This is a genomic window from Corynebacterium sp. HMSC30G07 (assembly GCF_001806945.1).
GTDB classification, from domain to species: Bacteria; Actinomycetota; Actinomycetes; order Mycobacteriales; family Mycobacteriaceae; genus Corynebacterium; species Corynebacterium riegelii.
Genome location: NZ_KV786467.1, coordinates 53,974 through 73,397, shown reverse-complemented (window position 1 = coordinate 73,397; position 19,424 = coordinate 53,974). Strand labels below are relative to the sequence as shown.

Genomic DNA, 19,424 nt, shown 5'->3' with positions numbered 1-19,424 from the left:
TTAGCCTACCGATCCTTCCATCTGCAGTTCAATCAGGCGGTTGAGCTCAAGCGCGTATTCCATCGGCAGCTCCTTCGCAATCGGCTCAACAAAGCCGCGCACGATCATCGCCATAGCCTCTTCCTCCGCAATACCGCGGCTCATGAGGTAGAACAGCTGCTCCTCGCTCACCTGAGACACCTTCGCCTCATGGCCAAGCGTCACACGGTCATTTCGAATGTCGTTGTACGGGTAGGTATCCGAACGCGAAATGTCATCAACCAAAAGGGCGTCACATTCAACGTTGGACGCACAGTGGTGCGCGTTCGCGTTGACCTGAATCAGGCCGCGGTACGCGGAACGGCCGCCACCACGCGCCACGGACTTAGACACCACCGACGAGGAGGTGTGCGGCGCCAGGTGCACCATCTTCGCGCCGGTGTCCTGGAACTGGCCCTCACCGGCAAACGCCACAGACAACACCTCGCCGCGGGCGTGCTCACCAGTCATCCACACGGCCGGGTACTTCATGGTCACCTTGGAACCGATATTGCCGTCGACCCACTCCATGGTCGCGCCTTCCTCGGCACGCGCACGCTTCGTCACCAAGTTGTACACGTTGTTCGACCAGTTCTGAATGGTGGTGTAGCGGCAGCGGCCGCCCTTCTTCACAATGATCTCCACCACTGCAGAGTGCAGGGAGTCAGACTTGTAAATCGGGGCCGTGCAACCCTCAACGTAGTGCACGTACGCATCCTCATCCACAATGATCAGGGTGCGCTCGAACTGGCCCATGTTCTCCGTATTAATACGGAAATATGCCTGCAGCGGAATATCCACGTGCACCCCTGGCGGGACGTAGATGAAGGAGCCACCGGACCAAACAGCGGTGTTCAGCGCGGAGAACTTGTTGTCGCCCGCGGGAATAACGGAGCCGAAGTACTCCTTGAACAGATCCTCGTGCTCACGAAGAGCGGTGTCGGTATCAACGAAAATGACGCCCTTTTCCTCCAGGTCCTCACGGATCTGGTGGTACACAACCTCAGACTCGTACTGTGCGGCAACACCTGCAACCAGGCGCTGCTTCTCCGCCTCAGGGATACCCAGCTTGTCGTAGGTGTTCTTAATGTCCTCAGGCAGGTCTTCCCAGCTAGTCGCCTGCTTCTCCGTAGAGCGGACGTAGTACTTGATGTTGTCAAAGTCAATGCCAGAAAGGTCAGCACCCCAGGTTGGCATCGGCTTCTTTTCAAAGATATCGAGCGCCTTCAGGCGTTGGTTGAGCATCCACTCCGGCTCTTCCTTAATGCCGGAGATGTCGCGCACAACGTCCTCGTTCAGGCCGCGGCGCGCGGAGGCGCCAGCGACGTCAGAGTCATGCCAGCCGTAGTTGTAAGCGCCGATGGACTGAATGATCTCGTCATCATTCATCGGCGTCTCAAGGCCGGGTGCGGGAGTCGCTTTCGTCATCGTTTCCGCTCCTTAGCTTTCATTATTTGTGTGGTAGTTCCCCGTGGTCAGCGGGATGTTTGTGGTGCAAAGCCCGTTGCCGTCCGCAATCAGCGCCAGTGGTTGCACGTGGCTTCCCACTAGCTCCGAAATCGCCTCGTGCTCAGCCTCGCACAGCTCAGGGTGGGCCGCAGCAACCGACTGCACTGGGCAGTGGTGCTGGCAGATCTGCACGCCTCCGCCGGCGCGGGTTGCGGTTGCCGCGTAGCCGTGCGCCTCAAACGCTTCGACTACCTGGTCCACCACGTCTTCCACGTCACCGTTGGCGTCGACGCCGCCGAGGATGGCTTCAGCGCGACGTTTTGCAAACGCACGCACCGCCTCCTCGCCGCCAAGCTGCTCGAGCGCGTCAAGCGCGTCGAGCGCCAGCACGTCGTAGCTATTGCCAAAGTGGCTGCGTCCCAGCTGCGTAAGCCGGTAGTGCTTCGCTGGGCGGCCTCGCCCAACTTCGGCTCCGGCTACGGCGTTTGGTTCGCAGGTTTGCGCCAGCCCCTCTTCTACCAGCGCGTCGAGGTGCCTACGCACTCCGGCGGCTGAGAGACCAAGAACCTCTCCAAGTTCAGAGGCGCTGACAGGCCCGCGCCCAAGCAATTGCGTCATGACTTCCCGACGTGTGTCGCCGCCAACGCTGCGGCTGCGGTCCACCATCGTTCCACCTTCCTTCGCATGTACTGTCTGGGCACTTTCCACAACACTAGTGTGTCTTAATTCATTCCGCCGCTAAGGGCACCCTACAATCGCCGTCGTGCCCCGTTCGCTGCTGCTATCCGTCCGCCCCCGCTGGTTGGGCACCCTAGGCAGTACGCTCATTGGGGTTTCCAGTTGGGTCTCGGGTGCGTTGCCGGAGCCTTTACCTATCGACGCCACGTTGATCCCCACCTCCGCCATCACCCTGTTCGGCGTCGTCCTTTTGTGCATGGCGTGGGTAATGCTGCTGGTACAGAGGCGACACTCGCGTCGAAGCCTGATGGTGACGTATCTCTGGTGGGCCGCTCCCCTGCTTGTCGCGGCACCGCTATTTTCCAGAGACGTCTACTCTTACCTCGCGCAAGGCGCTGCGGTTGCCCGTGGCTTAGACCCATATGCTGCAGGCCCACTGGCGCTGCTTGGCACACACGACCCGTTAGCGCAGGCTGTGGACAGTTTATGGGCGACAACACCAAGCCCATACGGCCCGGTAGCCACCGGCATATCGGGACTGATTGCAGCGCTCACCCACGAGCACATGGTGGTAGGTATTGCCTTGCACCGCGCGGTGGCTTTTTGCGCAACCTTGGCCATCGCGTGGGCGCTGCACTCCCTACACAGATCCCCACACGCGCTACTTCTGGGTGTGCTGAATCCCTTGGCGCTGATTCACTTTGTGGGCGGTGCGCATAATGATGCGCTTATGCTCGCGTTGGTACTTGTCGGTCTCAGGTTCGCGCTGCGCAACTCACCTTCCAGCGCGGTTGGTGGCGCGGCACTTATCTCAGCTGGTGGGTTAGTAAAGTCCGCCGGGCTGCCAGCGCTTGGGTTTGCCGGCATGGTGTTGGCCCGCAGGTTTAAACGCCGCGGCATCCCAGTACCCATCCTCGCCGCAGCAGCTGTTGAAGGATCTGTTCTTGCCGGTACTGCGTTTGGCACCTCGGCAATAACTGGTACCGGCTTCGGCTGGATCGCCGCGCAAACTGCATCGGCGCAGACAAACAGCTGGTTGTCCATCACATCACTCATCGGCCGGGCCATTGGACACCAAAGCGTTGTCCAGACTCTCGGCCTTGTGCTGGCTGGAGCGGTTATGGTTACCGCGCTTTTCGCTACGTACCGCGGACGCATCCACCCATTAGGTGGCCTTGGCTTGGCCAATCTCGGCATGGTCGCGCTTTTTCCCGTTGTTCAGCCCTGGTATCCGCTGTGGGCGATTGTGGTGTTGGCGGGATGGGGGTTCCACGTGGCGTCGACAAGCAAAAAGCTCATCGCACTATCGGTGCTGTTCTGCGTTCTTGCACTGCCGCGCGGCCAGGCCCTCCAACCAACCGAAGTGATCACGATCTACCTGCTTGCTGCGGCGCTGTGCGTTATTGGGGTAATTGCCATCAGGCTAGTTAGGATAGCCAATCATGGGAGAAGCGCTCGTAGTCGATTCCGTAGTTAAACGGTTCGGTGAAAAAACCGCGGTGAACAACCTAAGCTTCACCGCCAAACGCGGCGAGGTCCTCGCACTCTTAGGACCAAACGGGGCTGGCAAGTCAACCACCCTGGACATGTGCGAGGGTTTTTCAAAGCCAACCTCAGGCACCATCAACGTGCTGGGGCTCAACCCGGCGACCCAGCCGCAAGCAGTGCGCGAGCGCATCGGCATCATGCTGCAAGGAGGCGGCTCCTACTCCGGCACCACAGTGCGCGAAATGCTCAACCTCGCAGCCTCCTACAACGTCAACCCACACGACCCCGACTGGCTGCTTGAACTTCTTGGCCTACAGGGAGCGGCGAAGACCACCTACCGGCGGCTTTCTGGCGGGCAGCAGCAGCGCCTCTCACTCGCCCTGGCCATTATCGGCAGGCCGGAGCTGGTGTTTCTGGATGAGCCGACTGCAGGCATGGACGCACAATCCCGGATGGCGGTGTGGGACATTGTTGACGCGCTACGTCGCGACGGCACCACGGTCATCCTCACCACCCACCTGATGGACGAGGCTGAAAGCCTTGCGGATTACGTAGTGATCGTGGACCGCGGCCAGGTCGTCGCCCAAGGCACCCCGGCCGAGCTGACCAACCACCAGGACTTCCCCGTCGTTTCCTTTGCCACCTCGGAGAACCTGGACTTGGCCGCATTGAACGCGTCGTTGCAAGGTTTTGATCTGCAAGCTGAGCAAAGCCGCCAAATGCACTACCGCATTCTGGGCGAGGCTCGCCCGGACGCCATTGCCGCCGTGGCTGCTGAAGCGGCAAACCAGAAGGTACTCATCCGCAACCTGCGGGTTGCCCACCGCACACTAGAAGACGTCTTCTTGGACATCACCGGACGAGAGCTGAGGAGCTAACCATGGCCCACCACACCACCTTGGAAGACGGCATCTTCACACCACAGCCACAGCGCGCCAGCTTTAGCAAGATGGCCGCAGCTCAGGGGCTCATCGAGTCCAAACTCATGCTGCGCCACGGCGAGCAACTGCTGCTCAACGTCATAGTGCCTGCCGGTCTGCTCATCGCCGCGGCAGTCGTGCCCATTTTTGGCGACACGGACTTTGACAAGCTCGTCCCCATGGTCTTTGCCGTCGCCGCAACCTCCGCCGGTTTTACAGGCCAAGCCATTTCGCTGGCATTCGACCGCAGATACGGGGCGTTGAAACGCGCCGGGGCTTCTGGTGTGCCGCCGTGGGTGATCATCGCTGGCAAGATCATCGGCGTGCTGTCCATGGTGGGGCTACAGTTGGTGATTTTGGGCACGATTGCCGCTGTCCTTGGTTGGCGCGTTGGCATCGCTGGTGCGGTTTTGGGCCTTGCCACGCTGTTAGTGGGCGTTGCGGTATTTACCTCACTCGGCTTGCTCATGGGCGGCACACTGTCGTCCGAGATGGTGCTTGCTCTGGCCAACCTGTTCTGGATCGTGTTAATGGGCATTCTCGGCTGGGTGGCCTATTCCGGTGATCTTGCCCACGCGGGCTGGTGGAACGCCGTGCCCACGGTTGCGCTTGCCAGCGCGCTTACGCAGGCCTTGCAAGGTGCATTCAACACCCTGGCGTGGATCTCCCTTGCAGTGTGGGCGGCCATTGGTGTTACGGCTGCCGCGCGCTGGTTCCGTTTCGACGGCTAAGGTCCGATACACTTTCAACCAACGACGAAACTATCGTCCGAAAGTTTGAAAGGACCCCCTGTGACCGCGCCAGTCGCCGAACACAATAACCGCTCCCCGCTGTTAGCCGTATGGCAAAATCCTACGGTTCGCTTTCAGCGCATCCTCGCTCTGATTCTGCTGATTTGCCAGGGCGGCATTACCGTCACAGGGTCTTTGGTACGCGTCACCGGCTCCGGCCTGGGCTGTGACACGTGGCCACTGTGCCACGAAGGCTCGCTTGTCCCAGTGGAAGGTGCTGCGCCCTGGATCCACCAGGCCATCGAATTTGGTAACCGTTTGCTGGCGTTTGTGGTTGCCGCCGCTGCAGTGGCAGTACTCATTGCAGTAGTCAACGCGAAGCGTTCCAAGACGATTAAGAACCTCGCGTGGGCGTCCTTCCTCGGCGTAGTACTCCAAGCTGTCATCGGCGGCATTTCCGTGCATTTGGATTTGAAGTGGTGGGCTGTTGCTATCCACTTCCTGCCGTCCATGGTGCTTGTGTGGATCGCAGCGATTTTGTACATGCGCATCGCTGAGACGGACTCCGCTACCCCGACGCAGCGCTACCCCGAGCCAATTCGCTGGATGGCACTGGCCGCTGCTATCGCACTGTGCTTTGTCTTGGTTACCGGCACGATGGTCACGGGCTCTGGCCCGCACTCGGGCGACTCCGGCGTGGGTATGGAGGGCCGTCTGCAGCTTGACACCGCGATGCTGGCGTACGTTCACGCCGCGTGCATGTACATCTACTTGATCTTCACGCTGGTGGCCTTCTTCCTGCTGCGTAGGAATAAGGGCCCGAAGGATGCATATAACACGGCGATCGTACTCATCCTGCTGATTCTGGTGCAGTGGGCTATCGGCGTTATCCAGTTCCAGTTGGGTGTTCCGCGCTGGACTATTCCTGCACATATTGCGATGAGTTCTGCAGTTGTGGCGTTTTCTGCGTTCCTTTACGCACATGGGCAGCGCCGTTTGCCTACCCTTGTGTGACATGAAAGCCATTTTAGTTAGCCGTCACGGCGGCCCCGAGGTCCTTGAGTACACCGATGTTGAAGCACCGACTCCGTCGAAGAGCCAGTTGCTTATCGACGTCACGTATGCCGGCATCAACTACATCGACACCTACTTCCGCTCCGGCACTTACCCGCAAGAGGTGCCGTACATCCCTGGTTCTGAGGGCTGTGGGCGTGTGGTGCACGACCCTTTGGGTGAGATCGCCGAGGGCACGTTGGTGGCGTGGAACCGTGGGCCAGGCTCCTACGCTGAACAGGTAGTGGTTGACCGTGGCCGTGTGGTCGCGGTACCCGAGGGTGTGAGCGAGCCAGTTGCTGCGTCGATGCTGCTGCAAGGAATGACGTCGCACTACTTGGTGGAATCTGTCTACCCGGTCACCGACGAGACGTCGTTGGTCGTCACCGCCGGTGCCGGCGGCGTGGGGCTTATGCTCACCCAGATGGCGGCGGCTAAGGGTGCACGGGTGTTTTCCGTAGTCTCCTCCGCGGAGAAAGAAGCGTTGGCTGCAGAGGCCGGCGCAACTCAGGTTTTCCGCTACGGCGATGATCTAGCAGCGCAGATCAAGGAAGCCAACGGTGGCGAAGGTGTGGACGTTGTCTTTGACGGTGTTGGCGCTGACACGTTTGATTTCGCGTTGGAGGTCTGCCGTCCGCGCGGCATGGTTGCATCCTTCGGCTCAGCCTCAGGCGATGTGCCGCCGTTTTCCATCCAGCAGCTCAATCGCGCAGGTTCGCTGTTTCTTACTCGCCCGAAGTTGGACGACTACACCGCTACCGATGATGAGTTCCGGATGCGCGCCCAAGCCGTGGCCCGCGCGGTGGAAGAGGGAACGCTGAGCATCCGTATTCACCCGCCATACCCATTGTCGGAAGCCCTCAAGGCACACGAAGACCTTCAGGCACGAAAGACCACTGGTTCAGTGGTACTAGAAGTCCAGCGCTAGAGCAGCGTTGGGAGCCCAAGCACTGCGTCAATGGACAGCGCCAAGAACAAGGCTGCCAGGTAGTTGTTGGACAGGATGAACAGCTTCATCGGCTTGACCTCGGCGCCGTTCTTGACGTCCGTGTGCAGCTTGGTTGCCACAATCAAGAACGCGGCACCTGAAACAATAGCGGTTGCAAGGTAGATCCAGGACGCTGCCGGCACGAGCGCAAACGACGTGATCACGGTCAGCCAAGAGTACAGGACAATCTGGCGCGTGGTCTGCTCGGCAGAAGCCACCACCGGCAGCATGGGCACGTTTGCACGCTCGTAGTCGTCCTTGTACTTCATGGCTAGCGCCCAAGTGTGCGGTGGCTGCCAGAAGAAGATGATCATGAACAAAACGAACGGCTGCCACCACTGATCCGGGGTGCCGTCATTCACGTTGTCACGGATAACAGCCCAACCAACCATCACCGGCATACTGCCGGCCACACTGCCCCAGATCACGTTCTGCCACGTCGTGCGCTTCAGCCACTTCGTATAAATGAAGATGTAGAAGAAGTTGGTGAAGATGATAAACGCCGACGCCAGCCAGGAGTTGCACAAAAACCCAAGCCACAACACGGAGGCAATGAGCAGGCTCCAGGCGAAAATGCGTGCCTTTTGCTTAGTAATGCGGGCACGAACCAAGGGGCGTGCACGGGTACGTCCCATCAGCTGGTCAATGTCGTAGTCCGCAACCATGTTGAAGGCGCTGGCTGCTGCAGCGCCCATCCAGCCACCAAACAGTGTTCCCAAAATGAGCCACAGGTGTACCTCGCCGCGGTCTGCCTGCAACAGCGCAGGAATCGCGGCGACCAGGAGTAGCTCGATGACCCTCGGCTTCGTCAATGCGAAATACGCCTTGATGGTCTCCAACTGTGCTCCTTCTAAACTCTCTGAACTATGCCCGAACTTTGACCCCGGCATCATTCCTTTGGTTGATACTAGTCCCCAAAGGTGCAATGCGGGGAATCGAGCGCTCCGCCCCGCGCTTGCACCCCCGCGGTAGGATTCTTTAAGACCAACTCTGCTCTGACTACAACAAGCGAGGACTTTTCAGTGACTCAGCAAACGCTGCCCCCAGAACTTCAGGCTATGACCGTTCGTAATTACCCAGAAGATTGGACGGAGACTGACACGCGGGCAGTGGACACAGCCCGCGTTTTGGCGGCTGACGCCGTGGAAAACTGTGGCTCTGGCCACCCGGGTACCGCGATGTCACTCGCTCCCCTGGCATACACGCTGTTCCAGCGCGTTATGAATGTAGATCCGTCTGACAAGGATTGGGTGGGCCGTGACCGTTTCGTCCTGTCCAACGGGCACTCCTCGCTGACGCAGTACGTGCAGCTCTACCTTGGTGGCTTTGGTCTTGAGATGGAAGACCTCAAGGCGCTGCGCACATGGGGCTCGAAGACCCCGGGCCACCCGGAGTACAACCACACCGACCACGTTGAGATCACCACTGGTCCGCTGGGTCAGGGTTTGGCCTCTGCAGTGGGTATGGCCATGGCCGCTCGTCGTGAACGCGGGCTCTTCGACCCGGAGGCTCCGGCCGGCGAGTCGCCGTTTGACCACTTCATTTACGTCGTGGCTGGTGATGGCTGCTTGCAGGAGGGCGTTACTGCTGAGGCTTCGTCCCTGGCTGGCACGCAGCGCTTGGGCAACCTGATCCTGTTCTGGGATGACAACCGCATCTCTATTGAGGACGACACGCAGATCGCGTTCACCGAAGATGTGATGAAGCGCTACGAGGCCTACGGCTGGCAGACATTGACCGTGGAGTCTGGCGAGGACGTTGCTGCTATCGAGGCAGCTGTTGCTGAGGCGAAGGCTGAGACCGCAAAACCGACGATCATTCGTGTCAAGACGGTGATTGGTTTCCCGGCACCGACTCTGATGAACACTGGTGCTATCCACGGCGCGGCTCTTGGTGCTGAGGAGATCGTGCGCGTTAAGGAAGCACTGGGCTTTGATCCGCAGGTTCACTTCCCGGAAGAGGAGGAAGTGATCACCCACACCCGCAAGTTGCGTGAGCGCGCTGCGGCAAAGCGTGCAGCGTGGAACGAGAAGTTTGATGCGTGGGCGAAGGCCAACCCAGAGGCTAAGGCACTGTTCGACCGCCTTTTTGCACGCGAGCTGCCGGAGGGCTGGGGCGAGGGCGAGTTCGCCTTCCCAACCTATGAGCCGGATGCGAAGGGCGTGGCCACGCGCAAGGCCTCCGAGGCTGCTATCCAGGTGGCGGCGAAGGCACTGCCGGAACTGTGGGGCGGCTCCGCTGACCTTGCTGGTTCCAACAACACGCTGATCAAGGGTGCGCCATCGTTTGGCCCGGAGGCTATCTCTACCGAGATGTTCACTGCGGAGCCCTACGGCCGCAACCTGCACTTCGGTATCCGCGAGCACGCAATGGGTGCGGTGCTCAACGGCATCGCGCTGCACGGCCCGACCCGCGCGTACGGCGGAACGTTCCTGATTTTCTCGGAGTATCTCTACCCCGCTATCCGTGTTGCTGCCCTGTCCGGCATTGACGGCTACTACGTGTTTACGCATGATTCCATTGGCTTGGGTGAGGACGGCCCGACGCACCAACCGGTCGAGGTCTTGACCGCGCTGCGCGCCATCCCGGATCTTGCGGTGGTCCGCCCTGCGGATGCTAATGAGACCTCTGCCGCGTGGAAGGCCGTGCTTGAGGCGAAGGAGCAGCCGAAGGCGCTTGCCCTGTCGCGTCAGAACTTGCCGGTTTTGGAAGGCACCCGCGAGAAGGCTTTCGACGGTGTTGCCCGCGGCGCATACGTGCTGGTTGAGGCTTCCAAGGAAACCCCGGATCTGATCATCATGGCTACCGGCTCTGAGGTGCAGTACGCAGTGGAGGCCGCAAAGGTCTTTGAGGCTGAAGGCACCGCTACCCGCGTTGTGTCTGTGCCGTGCATGGACTGGTTCATGGAGCAGGATGACGCCTACATTGATCAGATCCTGCCGCCGGAGGTCAAGGCTCGCGTCTCCGTCGAGGCTGGCCTGTCCATGCCGTGGTTCCGCTTCCTGGGCGAGTACGGTCGGGCTGTGTCCCTGGAGCACTTCGGCGCGTCTGCACCTGGTGCGGAGCTGTTCGAGCGTTTCGGTTTCACCACCGACAACGTTGTCCGTGTTGCTCGCGAGACCTTGGACTGCGTTGCTCAAGGCCGTTCGGTGCCTACCTCGCAGCGCGTCGGTGACACCGAGGCTGAGCCGACTCGCGGCGACGGCAAGTAATCCACCCTGCAACCTGCAGAAAGGAATAGCATGACTGCCATTGATGATCTGGCCAAGCTTGGCACTTCCACCTGGCTTGATGACCTCTCGCGGGAGCGCATCACGTCTGGGAACTTGGAGGAAATCAAGGCTTCTAAATCCATCGTGGGCGTGACCACTAACCCGGCGATTTTTGCCAAGGCCATGTCCACGGGCAATGCCTACGATGCACAACTTGATGAGCTGCGTGGGGCTGGTGCGCTTGCGGACGCTGCTGTGTACGCCATGAGCATCAAGGACGTCCAAGACGCCTGTGATCTGTTCCTGCCCACCTATGAGGCAACGAACGGCGAAGACGGACGGGTGTCTATCGAGGTTGATCCCCGCTTTGCCGCAGATGAGGCGAAGACTGTCGCTCAGGCGGCTGAGCTGTGGAAGCAGGTTGATCGCCCGAACGTCATGATCAAAATTCCGGCGACCGATGAGTCGCTGCCGGCGATCACCGCCTCGCTCGCGGCTGGCATCTCAGTTAATGTCACGTTGATCTTCTCCGTAGAGCGCTACCGCGAGGTTATTGCCGCGTACAAGGAAGGTATCCGCCAGGCAGCGGACAACGGCCACGACGTCTCTTCCATTTACTCGGTTGCATCCTTCTTCGTCTCCCGCATGGACACGGAGGTAGACAACCGCCTTGACGCTATCGGTTCGCAAGAAGCGCTCGCGCTTCGCGGAAAGGCGGGCGTGGCAAATGCTCGCCTGGCTTACCAGGTCTTCCTCGATGAGTTTGCGGATATGTCTGCGCTGCCGGCGGGTGCGAACAAGCAGCGTCCGCTTTGGGCGTCCACCGGTGTGAAGAACCCGGAGTACCCGGCAGATATGTACGTGGTTGAGCTTGCTGGGCCGGACACGGTGAACACGATGCCTGAGGCGACTATCGACGCTGTGTTGGATGCCAACAACGTCCACGGCGACACCCTCACCGGCACTGCCCCGGCGGCGCAGCAGGTGTTTGACCAGCTCGAAGCGGTTGGTATTGACCTGGCTGACGTGGTGAGCGTGCTGGAGCGCGAAGGCGTAGAGAAATTCGTTGACGCCTGGCAGGAGCTGTTGGATTCTATGGAGGCAACTCTCAAGTGACACGTCCCAACCCGGGCCCGTCTGCCAACCCGCTGCGGGCCCTGGATGACACGCGCCTGCCACGTATCGCTGGACCGTCCGGCATGGTCATTTTCGGTGTTACCGGTGACTTGGCTCGCAAGAAGCTTCTGCCCGCAATCTACGACTTAGCTAGCCGTGGGCTCCTGCCCGCTGGCTTTACGCTCGTTGGCTTCGGCCGCAGGCAATGGTCCAAGCAGGATTTCGAAGACTATGTGCGTGATGCTGTAACGGCATCCGCGCGAACTGAGTTCAACGAAAACGTCTGGTCACGGCTTGCTGAGGGCCTGCAGTTTGTCAGCGGCGCGTTTGATGATGACGCAGCGTTTGACAACCTCGCAACGTTGCTGGAGCAGATGGATGAGGTGCGCGGCACCGGCGGAAACTGGGCGTTTTATCTCTCTGTGCCACCAGAGCACTTCGCTAACGTCATCCACCAGTTGGACCGCAGCGGTATGGCTGACCAGCAGACCGCGCAGGGCGGTAGCCGTTGGCGTCGCGTGATTATTGAGAAGCCGTTTGGCCACGATAAAGCCTCTGCGGTAGAGCTGAACGCTGTGGTCAACTCTGTTTTCCCGGAGAACTCGGTCTTCCGCATTGACCACTACCTGGGCAAAGAGACCGTCCAGAACATTTTGGCGTTGCGCTTTTCCAACGAGATGTTTGAGCCGGTGTGGAACTCTCACTACATCGACCACGTCCAGATCACTATGGCTGAAGACATCGGCCTTGGCGGCCGCGCCGGCTACTACGACGGTATTGGTGCCGCCCGCGACGTAATCCAAAACCACCTGATCCAGCTGTTGGCGTTGGTGGCTATGGAGGAGCCGACGTCGTTTTCACCGAGGCGTCTTAAAGCAGAAAAGCTCAAGGTGCTACGCGCAACAACTGCCGTAGAACCGTTCGACCGGACAACCGCTCGCGGCCAGTACACCGCCGGGTGGCAAGGCTCGGAATACGCAGTGGGCCTGCGCGAGGAGGAAGGGTTTGACCCTGAATCCACCACGGAAACGTTCGCGGCGTGCACGCTGCAAATCAACTCCCGGCGCTGGGCGGGCGTGCCGTTTTACCTGCGTACCGGCAAACGCCTAGGACGGCGCGTGACTGAAATTGCGCTGGTGTTTAAGCGACCGCCGTACCAGCCGTTTACTGAGGGCCAAACGAACCTGCTGACCAACAACGCCGTGATCATCCGCGTCCAACCAGATGAGGGCGTGCTCATGCGCTTCGGGTCGAAGGTGCCGGGCTCCTCGTTCGAAGTCCGCGACGTCAACATGGATTTCTCCTACGACGAGGCCTTCACCGAGCAATCCCCCGAGGCCTACGAGCGCCTGATTTTAGACGCCCTGTTGGACGAGTCCAGCCTCTTCCCCACCAACGACGAGGTTGAGCGCAGCTGGGAAATCCTGGACCCGGTGTTGGAGTACTGGGCCGAGGCTGGGCGGCCGGACGAGTACGCGGCGGGCACGTGGGGGCCACAGTCCGCGCACCGCATGCTAGAACAAGATGGCCGTGAATGGAGGCGACCCTAAATGATTCTGACCCTCCCGGACACGACCACAAGCCAGATTGCCACCACATTGGCTGAGGCTCGTGAAAAGGCCTCAGTGGCGAACGGTCGCGTGCTGACATTGCTGGTTGCCGCCAATGGGAACGACAACGTCGACGTGATCTTGGAGACCGTCCGCAACGCCACACGCAAAAACCCCGCGCGCGTGCTGGTGTGTCTGCTTGGCAACCCGAAGGCAGAGACCTCTATCGACGCGCTGCTTCTTATTGGTGCTGATGCCGGCGCCTCCGAGATTATCGTGATGGAGCTCAACGGCGAACTCACTGAGCATCTTGACGCCGTGGTGACCCCGCTACTGCTGCCCGACACCCCGATTGTTGCCTGGTGGCCAACGTTTTCGCCAACGTGCCCTGCCAAGGATCAGATCGGTACGTTGGCGCAGCGACGCATCACCACGTACAGCTCAGCTGCAGCTGCAGCTGATGGATATACGCCGGGTGATAGTGACATGATGTGGTCGCGCATCACTGCATGGCGCGCAGTGGTGGCTTCCGCGTTGGATCGTTGCCTGGAGTCGAAGGTTGCTGCTGTTGAGATCTCCGGACTTGCCGATGACCCCAGTGTGGATATCGCCGCCGGCTGGCTGGCTTCGGCGCTCAACGTACCGGTGACGCGCTCCTCTGCGTCCACGAATGCGGATGCGGTGCCCATTGCGAAGTTAACCTTGCAAGCAAGCGATGGAGACATCACCGTGGAAACCATCGATGGCAACACGGTCGCAGTTTCCGTCCCCAACCACCCCACGATGTTTGCGGCCCTGTCAGCGCGTACGGACGCCGAATGCCTCGCCGAGGAGCTTCGCCACCTGGGCCCGGACGCAACGTATGGCCGCGCGTTACAAGGAGTGAAAATCCATGCAGATTCATAGGTTCCCAGAGCTTTCTTTGCTTATCGACGCCACGTCGTCCCACCTCACCTCCCTCATCCAAACCCTGCAAACAGATAGCGGCGAAGCTCGTATCGTGCTCACCGGCGGCACTGCTGGCATTGCCCTGTTGAAGCGTGTGGCTGAGCTTGCCACGGCTGGCGCTGCAATCGACTGGTCACGCGTGCACGTCTTCTTCGGTGATGAGCGCAACGTACCCGTTACGCATTCGGATTCCAACGAGGGTCAGGCCCGCGAGGCGCTTTTGTCGCACGTTGACATCCCGGAGGCCAACATCCACGGCTACGGCCTTGACGGTGGGGACATGTCTGATGCCGTTGAGGCATACTCGCGCACGATTGCAACATTTGCGCCGGACGGCTTCGACCTTCATCTTTTGGGCATGGGCGGCGAAGGACACATCAACTCCCTATTCCCCCACACTGATGCAGTCCGCGAAGAGAGCGCAACTGTCGTTGCTGTCACCGATTCACCGAAGCCGCCCGCGGAGCGTGCATCGTTGACGTTGCCTGCTGTACGCAGCGCGGATCGCGTGTGGTTTTTGGTCTCCGGCGCGGAGAAGGCGGAAGCCACAGCTGCCCTTGTGGCTGGCGCGGCCCCGCTTGACTGGCCATGTGCCGGTGCGCGTGGTGTGAAGGAAACCGTTCTCTACGTCACCGAGGACGCCGCAAGCCAGCTGCCCTAGTTTTTCGTCGCTGGATGTATCTGGCAAATCAAAACTCCCCGCCACCAACGAAAGGTGTGCGGGGAGTTCTTTGTGCGTTAGCGGTGTCGGCCTAGGTCAGCGCCGGCGTGGCAAATGCGTGAATCAGGTTCAAACCAATGATGCACGCGATCCAGATGAGCGCCAGGATCACGGTGACGCGATCCAGGTTCTTCTCCACCGTGGTGGAGCCAGAGAGGTTAGCCTGCACGCCGCCACCGAACAGGCTGGACAGGCCGCCGCCCTTGCCCTTGTGCAGGAGCACGAAGACCGTCATCAAAATGGACGAGACGACCAGCACAATCTCCAGCGTGAGCGTCATGCGCAAAACCCTCCTCGGGTAGACAACCTTGTAACCTCTGCAGATCCTACACCACTAGCGGCGATACCTAGGAACCGGACACGGCCTGTGCTGCAGCAGCTGCAAGGCGTGCGAAATCCTGACCGTCCAGCGAAGCGCCGCCGACGAGACCGCCGTCAACATCTGCCTCACCGATGATCTCTGCCACGGTGTCCGCCTTGACGGAACCGCCGTAGAGGATGCGGATGGCGTCGGCGGTGGCGTCGTCCGAAAGCTCACGAACCAGCTCACGGATGGCGTGGCACACTTCCTGTGCGTCTGCAGCAGAAGCCACCTTGCCGGTGCCAATCGCCCACACCGGCTCGTAGGCAATCACAACCTTGGACAGGTCCAAGCCCTTGAGGGATTCGCGGGTCTGCTCTACTACGTAGGAAACGTGCTCGCCGGCCTCACGGATCTCAAGCGGCTCACCAACGCACACAATCGGCGTCATGCCGTGGGCAATCGCCTTCGCAGCCTTCGCCGCAACCAGCTCGTTGGACTCGTTGTGGTACTCACGACGCTCCGAGTGACCAACTACCACCCACGTGCAGCCGAGCTTCTCCAGCATGCTTGCAGAGATCTCGCCCGTGTAGGCGCCGTTGTCGTGCTGGGAGACGTCCTGTGCACCGTAGGTGATGGACAGCTTGTCGCCTTCCACCAGGGTCTGCACAGAACGCAGATCCGTAAATGGCACCATCAGGGCAACGTCGACGTACTCGTAGCCGTCCTTAGGAAACGCAAAAGCAAGCTTCTGCGCGCTCTGGATCGCCTCCAAGTGGTCATGGTTCATCTTCCAGTTACCAGCAATCAGCGGGGTGCGTGCCATAACTTCAACTCTCCTTACTTCGAAAGAACGGATACGCCGGGCAGTTCCTTGCCCTCAATGAGCTCCAGCGATGCGCCACCGCCGGTGGAGATGTGGCTGAAGCCGTCCTCATCCAGGCCCAGCAGGCGTACGGACGCCGCGGAGTCACCACCACCGACAACCGTGAAGGAACCATTGTCCTTGGTTGCCGCGATCATGGCGTCTGCGACGGCCTTCGTGCCGTCCGCAAAGTTCGGGAACTCGAAGACGCCCATTGGGCCGTTCCAGAACACCGTCTTGGAGTCCTTGATGGCGTCTGCGTAGTTCTTGGCGGTCTCCGGGCCAATGTCCAGGCCCATCCAGCCCTCCGGGATCTCGTCTAGGCCGACGATCTTCTTCTCCGCGTCCTTGGCAAACTCCGGCGCAGCAGCAACATCCACAGGCAGCAGCAGCTTCTCGCCGTACTTCGCCATGAGCTCCTTGCAGGTGTCAATCATGTCTTCCTGCAGCAGCGACTTCTGCACGTTGTGGCCCTGGGCGGCGAGGAAGGTGTAGCACATGCCGCCGCCGATGATGACCTTGTCGGCCTTCTCAGCCAGCGCTTCAATCACACCGAGCTTGTCGGAGACCTTGGAACCGCCGAGCACCACCACGTACGGGTGCTCAGGCACGTCCTTAACCTTGGACAGCGTCTCCACTTCCTTCTCCACCAGGAAGCCTGCGTACGCCGGAAGCTTCTTCGCCACGTCGTACACAGAGGTCTGTGCACGGTGGACCACGCCGAAGCCGTCGGAGACAAACGCACCGTCATCAGCAGCCAATGCAGCAAGCTCCTCAGCGAACTGCGCGCGCTCAGCCTCATCCTTGGAGGTCTCACGCGGATCAAAACGTACGTTTTCCACCAACATGATCTCGCCTTCGGTCAAGCCGTTGGCGCGCTCGTGTGCGTCCTCACCGCTGACGTCGCCCGCCAGGGCGACGAACTGGCCCAGGCGCTCAGACAGGGCCTCAGCCACTGGGGCCAGCGAGAACTTCGGGTTGACCTCGCCCTTCGGGCGGCCCAGGTGCGCCATGACAATCACCTTGGCGCCGCCGTCCAGCAGCGCCTTCAGCGTCGGCAAAGATGCGTCAATGCGGCCTGGGTCGGTGATGTTGCCATTGTCGTCCAACGGAACGTTGAAGTCGGAGCGGACAAGGACGTGGCGGCCGTCCACGCCTTCGTCGATAAGCTGCTGCAGTGTCTTCGTAGCCATAAAGGTTTCTCCTTGAAAGAAAGGGCCCGCAAAGTGCGCAGTTGCACTTCACCGGGCCCAAAACAACGTGGTGTTAGAGGTTGTCAGCGACCAGCTTGGTCATACGCACGTACTGAGCGGTGTAGGACCACTCGTTGTCGTACCAAGAGATGATCTTGACCAAGTTGCCGTCGATCACACGGGTCATACCAGCGTCAAAGATTGCACCGTGGGAGTTGCCGATGATGTCAGAGGACACGATCGGGTCCTCGGTGTACTCCAGAGCCTTGCCAAAGGTCTCATCCTTGACAGCTTCCTTCACCGCAGCGTTGACCTCTTCAACGGTGACGTCCTTGTTCAGCTCAACCGTCAGGTCAGTTGCGGAACCGGTGATGGTGGGCACGCGCATAGCGAAGCCATCCAGCTTGCCTTCCAGGCTCGGCAGCACGAGTGCCACGGCGCGAGCAGCACCAGTGGTGGTCGGCACAATGTTCTGCGCAGCTGCGCGAGCACGGCGAAGGTCCTTGTGAGGCGCGTCCTGAATACGCTGGTCACCGGTGTATGCGTGGATGGTGGTCATCAGACCAGACTTGATGCCAAAGGCCTCATCGAGAACCTTTGCCACCGGCGCGAGCGAGTTGGTGGTGCAGGACGCAGCGGAGATGATGTTCTGCTCACCGGTGTAGTCTTGGTGGTTCACACCCCATACGTAGGTGCCGTCAACGTTCTTACCCGGAGCGGAGATGATGACCTTCTTGGCACCAGCGTCCAGGTGAGCCTTCGCATCATTGCCGTCGGTGAAACGGCCGGTGCAGTCAAGCACAATGTCCACGTTTGCCTCGCCCCAGCCAAGGTTTGCCGGGTCCTTCTCAGCGGTGACCTCGATGCGGCGGCCATCTACCGTGATGGATTCATCATCATGAGTGACGTCGTGGCCGAGCTGCCCATACGCGGTGTCGTACTTCAGCAGGTGAGCAAGCGTCTTGTTATCGGTCAGGTCGTTGATCTTCACAACTTCCAACTCACCTTGGTACTCCTCCAAGATGATGCGGAACGCGGAACGGCCAATGCGGCCAAAACCATTAATTCCGATACGGGTGGTCATGCGTATTCTCACTCCTCAATGTTGAGATGTATTACCGCAAACCAGTGTAGCCAGCTAGCCCATGTGTTGCAGAAGAAGACGCAGATTAGTACCACCTATTTGGAGGGTGGTTCAGTGGCATCCTTTGCAGCCTTTGCCGCCACCACTGCGGCCTGCGTGTCAGGGATACACAATTCTTCAGCACGCTTATCTGCCAGCGACAACAAGCGACGGATCCTGCCGGCGACAGCATCCTTGGTCATCTGCGGATCAGCCAAACGGCCAAGCTCTTCCAAGGAGGCGACACGGTGCTCGACGCGCAGGAAGCCTGCTTCCGCCAGGTGCTCCGGCACATCGTCTCCCAGAATCTCGAGCGCACGCTCAACGCGCAGCGCGGCAGTAGCAGCTGCCTGTGCAGAGCGGCGCGTGTTCGCGTCATCGAAGGTGGCAAGACGCTGGCCCTCGTGGGCGCTTGCTTGTTTTGCTTCGCGCTTTTCATCCCATTCGATGCGCGTGCGCGGGGCCCCCATGCGGCTCAGCAAGATGCCAATAGTTTCACCGTCGCGAATATAGACGCGCTCTACTCCCCTGGTCTCACGGGTTTTCGCCGCCACGCTCAACCGACGCGCCAGGCCCACAAGGGCAAGCGCGGCCTCCTGGCCCGGACACGCAACATCCAGAGCACCAGTGCGGCCCGGTTCACTGAGGGACCCGCGTGCGAGAAACGCCCCGCGCCACGCAGCTTCCACACACGTAATCGGCCCGGAGATCACCTGCCGGGGCATACCGACAACAGCGTGGCCCGAGGGCGTAACAAGCTTGAGGCGGCGAATCACGTCGTGGGCTCCCTCGGTTACGGTGACCTGGTACCGGGTCTCGCGGCTAACGGTGCCCGGCTCAATGGTGGCGATCTCGCACTCCGCGTTGCACAGTTCCTCGAGGAAGAGCACAAGACGCTGTGCCACCGCACGCTCCCCAAAGTCACAGGTGATCGCAATACCCCGCGGGGTGGATGAAAACTCGCCGGCGAAACGGATCATTGCCGTTGCCTCTGCTTCCCGAGCTTCAGCCGTTGTCCGGTGTACTCCCAGCAACTCGTCTTTCACCTTTGCGGTCAGCGCCACCTGTTT

General features: G+C 60.2%; 18 protein-coding genes. 10 read left to right on the top strand and 8 right to left on the bottom strand.

The features are described from left to right. Together sufB and HMPREF3104_RS06810 are read right to left on the bottom strand one after the other, a co-directional pair. On the bottom strand, positions 1–1,446 hold the full coding sequence (gene sufB, locus HMPREF3104_RS06815; protein WP_070494926.1) for a Fe-S cluster assembly protein SufB: 1,446 nt from the start codon (positions 1,444–1,446) through the stop codon (positions 1–3). Between the two features lie 12 nt (positions 1,447–1,458). Continuing rightward, a complete protein-coding gene (locus tag HMPREF3104_RS06810) occupies positions 1,459–2,133 on the bottom strand; it encodes a helix-turn-helix transcriptional regulator (RefSeq protein ID WP_070494925.1) in 675 nt (224 codons plus the stop codon). Positions 2,134–2,230: 97 nt separating this feature from the next. Here HMPREF3104_RS06810 and mptB point away from each other — a divergent pair, with 97 nt between their 5' ends. Genes mptB through HMPREF3104_RS06785 form a run of 5 tightly spaced genes read left to right on the top strand, consistent with a single transcriptional unit; the run spans position 2,231 to position 7,265 of the window. After that, complete coding sequence (gene mptB, locus HMPREF3104_RS06805) at positions 2,231–3,622, top strand: polyprenol phosphomannose-dependent alpha 1,6 mannosyltransferase MptB (RefSeq protein WP_070494924.1); 1,392 nt, start codon at positions 2,231–2,233, stop codon at positions 3,620–3,622. Continuing rightward, the gene (locus HMPREF3104_RS06800; protein WP_070494923.1) at positions 3,588–4,511 is read left to right on the top strand and encodes an ABC transporter ATP-binding protein; all 924 of its coding nucleotides are present in this window, start codon (positions 3,588–3,590) and stop codon (positions 4,509–4,511) included. The genes mptB and HMPREF3104_RS06800 overlap by 35 nt, the downstream gene beginning before the upstream one ends. 2 nt (positions 4,512–4,513) lie before the next feature. Then, positions 4,514–5,284 carry an ABC transporter permease gene (locus tag HMPREF3104_RS06795; RefSeq protein WP_070494922.1) on the top strand — a complete coding sequence of 257 codons (771 nt, stop codon included), beginning with the start codon at positions 4,514–4,516 and terminating at the stop codon, positions 5,282–5,284. A gap of 60 nt (positions 5,285–5,344) precedes the next feature. Next, positions 5,345–6,298: a COX15/CtaA family protein gene (locus HMPREF3104_RS06790; protein ID WP_070494921.1), complete on the top strand. Its 954-nt coding sequence runs from the start codon at positions 5,345–5,347 to the stop codon at positions 6,296–6,298. Position 6,299: 1 nt separating this feature from the next. Beyond that, positions 6,300–7,265: a quinone oxidoreductase family protein gene (locus tag HMPREF3104_RS06785; RefSeq protein WP_070494920.1), complete on the top strand. Its 966-nt coding sequence runs from the start codon at positions 6,300–6,302 to the stop codon at positions 7,263–7,265. Here HMPREF3104_RS06785 and HMPREF3104_RS06780 read toward each other — a convergent pair. After that, on the bottom strand, positions 7,262–8,215 hold the full coding sequence (locus HMPREF3104_RS06780) for a heme o synthase (protein WP_210386489.1): 954 nt from the start codon (positions 8,213–8,215) through the stop codon (positions 7,262–7,264). The genes HMPREF3104_RS06785 and HMPREF3104_RS06780 overlap by 4 nt on opposite strands. 168 nt (positions 8,216–8,383) lie before the next feature. Here HMPREF3104_RS06780 and tkt point away from each other — a divergent pair, with 168 nt between their 5' ends. The 5 genes from tkt (at position 8,384) to pgl (ending at position 14,812) form a co-directional block, all read left to right on the top strand. Next, entirely contained in the window at positions 8,384–10,537 is a 2,154-nt protein-coding gene (gene tkt, locus HMPREF3104_RS06775) for a transketolase (RefSeq protein WP_210386488.1), read from the top strand. Positions 10,538–10,567: 30 nt separating this feature from the next. Further along, on the top strand, positions 10,568–11,653 hold the full coding sequence (gene tal / locus HMPREF3104_RS06770) for a transaldolase (protein ID WP_070494919.1): 1,086 nt from the start codon (positions 10,568–10,570) through the stop codon (positions 11,651–11,653). Positions 11,654–11,736: 83 nt separating this feature from the next. Further along, positions 11,737–13,203 carry a glucose-6-phosphate dehydrogenase gene (zwf, locus tag HMPREF3104_RS06765; protein ID WP_371441049.1) on the top strand — a complete coding sequence of 489 codons (1,467 nt, stop codon included), beginning with the start codon at positions 11,737–11,739 and terminating at the stop codon, positions 13,201–13,203. Further along, complete coding sequence (locus HMPREF3104_RS06760; protein WP_070494917.1) at positions 13,204–14,109, top strand: glucose-6-phosphate dehydrogenase assembly protein OpcA; 906 nt, start codon at positions 13,204–13,206, stop codon at positions 14,107–14,109. Beyond that, entirely contained in the window at positions 14,096–14,812 is a 717-nt protein-coding gene (gene pgl / locus HMPREF3104_RS06755; protein ID WP_070494916.1) for a 6-phosphogluconolactonase, read from the top strand. The genes HMPREF3104_RS06760 and pgl overlap by 14 nt, the downstream gene beginning before the upstream one ends. 91 nt (positions 14,813–14,903) lie before the next feature. Here the strand turns inward: pgl and secG are convergent, their stop codons facing one another. From secG to whiA, 5 genes are all read right to left on the bottom strand, one after another. After that, on the bottom strand, positions 14,904–15,152 hold the full coding sequence (secG, locus tag HMPREF3104_RS06750; protein WP_052204186.1) for a preprotein translocase subunit SecG: 249 nt from the start codon (positions 15,150–15,152) through the stop codon (positions 14,904–14,906). 67 nt (positions 15,153–15,219) lie between these two features. After that, the gene (gene tpiA / locus HMPREF3104_RS06745) at positions 15,220–15,999 is read right to left on the bottom strand and encodes a triose-phosphate isomerase (protein ID WP_052204184.1); all 780 of its coding nucleotides are present in this window, start codon (positions 15,997–15,999) and stop codon (positions 15,220–15,222) included. 14 nt (positions 16,000–16,013) lie between these two features. Next, positions 16,014–17,231: a phosphoglycerate kinase gene (pgk, locus tag HMPREF3104_RS06740; RefSeq protein WP_052204183.1), complete on the bottom strand. Its 1,218-nt coding sequence runs from the start codon at positions 17,229–17,231 to the stop codon at positions 16,014–16,016. Between the two features lie 73 nt (positions 17,232–17,304). Next, positions 17,305–18,315 (bottom strand): type I glyceraldehyde-3-phosphate dehydrogenase, encoded by a 1,011-nt coding sequence (gap, locus tag HMPREF3104_RS06735; RefSeq protein ID WP_070494915.1) that lies wholly within the window; start codon positions 18,313–18,315, stop codon positions 17,305–17,307. 95 nt (positions 18,316–18,410) lie between these two features. Beyond that, positions 18,411–19,418, bottom strand: coding sequence for a DNA-binding protein WhiA (whiA, locus tag HMPREF3104_RS06730; protein WP_070494914.1), 1,008 nt, complete (start codon positions 19,416–19,418; stop codon positions 18,411–18,413). Between the last annotated feature and the right edge of the window lie 6 nt (positions 19,419–19,424).

Excerpts from the sequence above, each read along its gene's own strand:
- pgk (WP_052204183.1), bottom strand. The coding sequence starts at position 17,231 with ATGGCTACGAAGACACTGCAGCAGCTTATCGACGAAGGCGTGGACGGC.
- zwf (WP_371441049.1), top strand. The coding sequence starts at position 11,737 with ATGGTCATTTTCGGTGTTACCGGTGACTTGGCTCGCAAGAAGCTTCTG.
- HMPREF3104_RS06780 (WP_210386489.1), bottom strand. The coding sequence starts at position 8,215 with ATGCCGGGGTCAAAGTTCGGGCATAGTTCAGAGAGTTTAGAAGGAGCA.
- HMPREF3104_RS06810 (WP_070494925.1), bottom strand. The coding sequence starts at position 2,133 with ATGGTGGACCGCAGCCGCAGCGTTGGCGGCGACACACGTCGGGAAGTC.
- HMPREF3104_RS06795 (WP_070494922.1), top strand. The coding sequence starts at position 4,514 with ATGGCCCACCACACCACCTTGGAAGACGGCATCTTCACACCACAGCCA.
- pgl (WP_070494916.1), top strand. The coding sequence starts at position 14,096 with ATGCAGATTCATAGGTTCCCAGAGCTTTCTTTGCTTATCGACGCCACG.
- HMPREF3104_RS06800 (WP_070494923.1), top strand. The coding sequence starts at position 3,588 with ATGGGAGAAGCGCTCGTAGTCGATTCCGTAGTTAAACGGTTCGGTGAA.
- gap (WP_070494915.1), bottom strand. The coding sequence starts at position 18,315 with ATGACCACCCGTATCGGAATTAATGGTTTTGGCCGCATTGGCCGTTCC.
- tpiA (WP_052204184.1), bottom strand. The coding sequence starts at position 15,999 with ATGGCACGCACCCCGCTGATTGCTGGTAACTGGAAGATGAACCATGAC.
- HMPREF3104_RS06760 (WP_070494917.1), top strand. The coding sequence starts at position 13,204 with ATGATTCTGACCCTCCCGGACACGACCACAAGCCAGATTGCCACCACA.
- tkt (WP_210386488.1), top strand. The coding sequence starts at position 8,384 with ATGACCGTTCGTAATTACCCAGAAGATTGGACGGAGACTGACACGCGG.
- HMPREF3104_RS06785 (WP_070494920.1), top strand. The coding sequence starts at position 6,300 with ATGAAAGCCATTTTAGTTAGCCGTCACGGCGGCCCCGAGGTCCTTGAG.
- secG (WP_052204186.1), bottom strand. The coding sequence starts at position 15,152 with ATGACGCTCACGCTGGAGATTGTGCTGGTCGTCTCGTCCATTTTGATG.
- sufB (WP_070494926.1), bottom strand. The coding sequence starts at position 1,446 with ATGACGAAAGCGACTCCCGCACCCGGCCTTGAGACGCCGATGAATGAT.
- tal (WP_070494919.1), top strand. The coding sequence starts at position 10,568 with ATGACTGCCATTGATGATCTGGCCAAGCTTGGCACTTCCACCTGGCTT.